The organism is Streptomyces sp. NPDC006265 (assembly GCF_040613555.1).
GTDB lineage: Bacteria > Actinomycetota > Actinomycetes > Streptomycetales > Streptomycetaceae > Streptomyces.
Genome location: NZ_JBEXSH010001105.1, coordinates 1 through 2,514, shown reverse-complemented (window position 1 = coordinate 2,514; position 2,514 = coordinate 1). Strand labels below are relative to the sequence as shown.

Genomic DNA, 2,514 nt, shown 5'->3' with positions numbered 1-2,514 from the left:
GCCGCCGATCCGGCGGTGCCGGTGCGGGCCGAACTGGTCGAGGTCCTGCTGGTCGTCGCAGAGCTCTCGCATCCCGTCGACGGAGGCGGTGAGCAGGCGATCCGGTTCCTGGGCAGCGACCGCGAGCACCCGGAACGCGCACGATGCCGGGCCGTTTTCGCCGAGCATGCCGCACTGGTGCGCGGTCTGCTGAACGACCGGACGCTGCCGGACGGGCTCGTCCCACCCGACGAGCGGGCGAGCCTTCTGAAGGCGGCGACGCCGTAGGAGCCGGACGGCTCGCGCCCCTCAGGAGGAGCTCTCCCTGGACCCGGAACCCCCGCCTCCGTGCCGCTCCGCCCCCGGCCGCCGCGCCCACAACGCCCTCGCACGCGTGAGCAGGCCCGGTCCCTCTCCCCGTCGGCGGTGGCCGTGTACCCGAGGGTCGTCCGTGACGTCGTAGCGCTTCACGTACGCCCCCAGGAAGGCCTGGAGCGTGGCGATGGCGGGGATGGCGATCAGCGCGCCGACGGCGCCGAGGAGGGCGGTGCCGGCGATGACCGAGCCGAAGGCCACGGCGGGATGGATGTCGACGGTCTTGGAGGTCAGCTTGGGCTGCAGCACGTAGTTCTCGAACTGCTGGTAGATCACCACGAAGATCAGCACCCACAGCGCGTACCAGGGATTCACCGTGAACGCGATCAGCATGGGCAGGGCGCCCGCGAGATACGTGCCGATGGTGGGGATGAACTGCGACACCAGGCCCACCCACACGGCGAGCACGGGTGCATAGGGCACGTCCAGGGCCTGCAACAGGACGAAGTGCGCCGCGCCGGAGATCAGCGCCATCAGGCCGCGTGAGTAGATGTAGCCGCCGGTCTTGTTCACGGCGATCTCCCACGCGCGCAGCACCTCGGCCTGGCGTGCGGGTGGCAGGACCGAGCAGATCGCGCGGCGCAGCCGTGGGCCGTCGGCGGCGAAGTAGAACGAGAACAGGGCGATCGTGAGAAGCTGAAAGAGGCCCCCGATGACCTGGGCGGACACGTCCAGGACGCCCGTGGCGCTGTTCTGGACGTAGTTGCGCAGCCAGTCGGAGCGGAGCAGGCCCTCCTGGATGTCGACGCGCTTCAGGTCCGTCTTGAAGTGCGTGTTGATCCAGTGGATGACGGAGTCGAGGTATGCGGGGAAACCCTCGATCAGCTTGATGATCTGGTCCGCGAGGACGGAACCGAGCAGAGTGACGAAGCCGGCCGACAAGATCATCACGCCGATGAAGACGATGAACGTGGCCAGCCCTCTGCGCATGCCGCGTGAGGCCATCCAGCTCACCGCGGGTTCTATGGCGAGCGCCAGGAAGAACGCGATGACGATGTTGATCAGCAGGCCGGTGAGCTGGTGGAAGGCCCAGTTGCCCAGCTGGAAGGCGGCGACGAGAGCGAGCCCGAGCACCAGGGCGCGCGGCAGCCAGCGCGGCATGCGGCCGTCCCCGGCCCCGTCGACCGGGGGTCGGACGGGCGGCGTCGTACCGGATGCGGAGGACTGCGGGGCTGCCTGCCCGGTCTCGTCAGTGGGTGCCACGGCCCAAGTCTCGCCCACGCCACCGACAGCCGTCTGCCCGGCTGCGATCTTCGTGACGGGTCAGCGACGTCGGAGACCGGCCTGCTGATCAGGCCGGTGGTCGACAAGGCCGTCCTCCGCCCCTGTCCACCGGGCTGTCGCCGAAGCCGTCCGTCCAGTCGCCCGGCGGTCTCAGCGGCTCAGCGGCTCAGCGGCTCAACGGCTCAACGGCTCAACGGCTCAACGGCTCAACGGCTCAACGGCACGGTCAGCGCCTCTCCCGGGGCACGTCCATGACCGAGCAGACCACCTGCCAGACCTCCTTGGCGTCCCAGCCGGCCGCCAGGGCCTCGTGCACCGTGCGTCCGCCGAGCTCGGACATCACATGGTCGCGCGCGAACATTTCGGCGTACCCAGGACCGAAGTGCTCCGCCATCCGCTGCCAGAAGACCGTCAACCGCATGACCCCAGTATCCCGCCCCTGGGGGTGGGCCTGGGCCGGGACCGCCTGCCGGCGCCGCTGCGCGCCCTACGGTCTGACCCATGGCCGAAACAGGAGCTACCGAATTCCCCCCGACGCCCCCGCCGCACAGCCCCGTCTCGCGCGCGCAGCGTTTCGTCTGGCTCACCGCGCGCGTGCTCGAACAGCACCGCTTCGCCCACCACTTCCGGGGCGCCGCCGCCGACCCGGTGGAGACCGCCCTGGACGCCTACCGCAACGAGGACGGCGGGTACGGCCATGCGCTGGAGCCGGATCTGCGCGGCCCGGTCAGCCAGCCGTTGCACACCGCGCACGCGCTGCGTGTCCTGGACGCGGTCGAACGCTGTGCCGGCCAGCGCGTGGAACGCATGTGCCGCTACCTGACGTCCGTCTCCACTGCGGACGGCGCCCTCCCGGCGATCCACCCCAGCCAGCGCGACTACCACACCGCACCCAGCAGCAGGGCCATGCCGAGGTGGCCGTGCAGGTCGATGCCC

Annotated in this window: 2 protein-coding genes and 2 pseudogenes; 2 read left to right on the top strand and 2 right to left on the bottom strand. The window is 70.4% G+C overall.

Annotated elements, in window-relative coordinates:
- Window positions 1-267, top strand: a pseudogene (locus ABZ281_RS45815) (hypothetical protein); the annotation flags it as partial.
- A gap of 21 nt (window positions 268-288) precedes the next feature.
- On the opposite strand, the gene ABZ281_RS45810 reads toward ABZ281_RS45815, so the two are convergent.
- Together ABZ281_RS45810 and ABZ281_RS45805 are read right to left on the bottom strand one after the other, a co-directional pair.
- Window positions 289-1,557, bottom strand: a complete 1,269-nt coding sequence (locus ABZ281_RS45810; RefSeq protein ID WP_356664360.1) for an AI-2E family transporter — start codon at window positions 1,555-1,557, stop codon at window positions 289-291.
- 247 nt (window positions 1,558-1,804) lie between these two features.
- Window positions 1,805-1,999 (bottom strand): DUF3046 domain-containing protein, encoded by a 195-nt coding sequence (locus ABZ281_RS45805; protein WP_030853368.1) that lies wholly within the window; start codon window positions 1,997-1,999, stop codon window positions 1,805-1,807.
- Between the two features lie 80 nt (window positions 2,000-2,079).
- Between ABZ281_RS45805 and ABZ281_RS45800 the strand changes: the two are divergent.
- A pseudogene (locus ABZ281_RS45800) lies at window positions 2,080-2,514 on the top strand (hypothetical protein); the annotation flags it as partial.

Excerpts from the sequence above, each read along its gene's own strand:
- ABZ281_RS45805 (WP_030853368.1), bottom strand. The coding sequence starts at position 1,999 with ATGCGGTTGACGGTCTTCTGGCAGCGGATGGCGGAGCACTTCGGTCCT.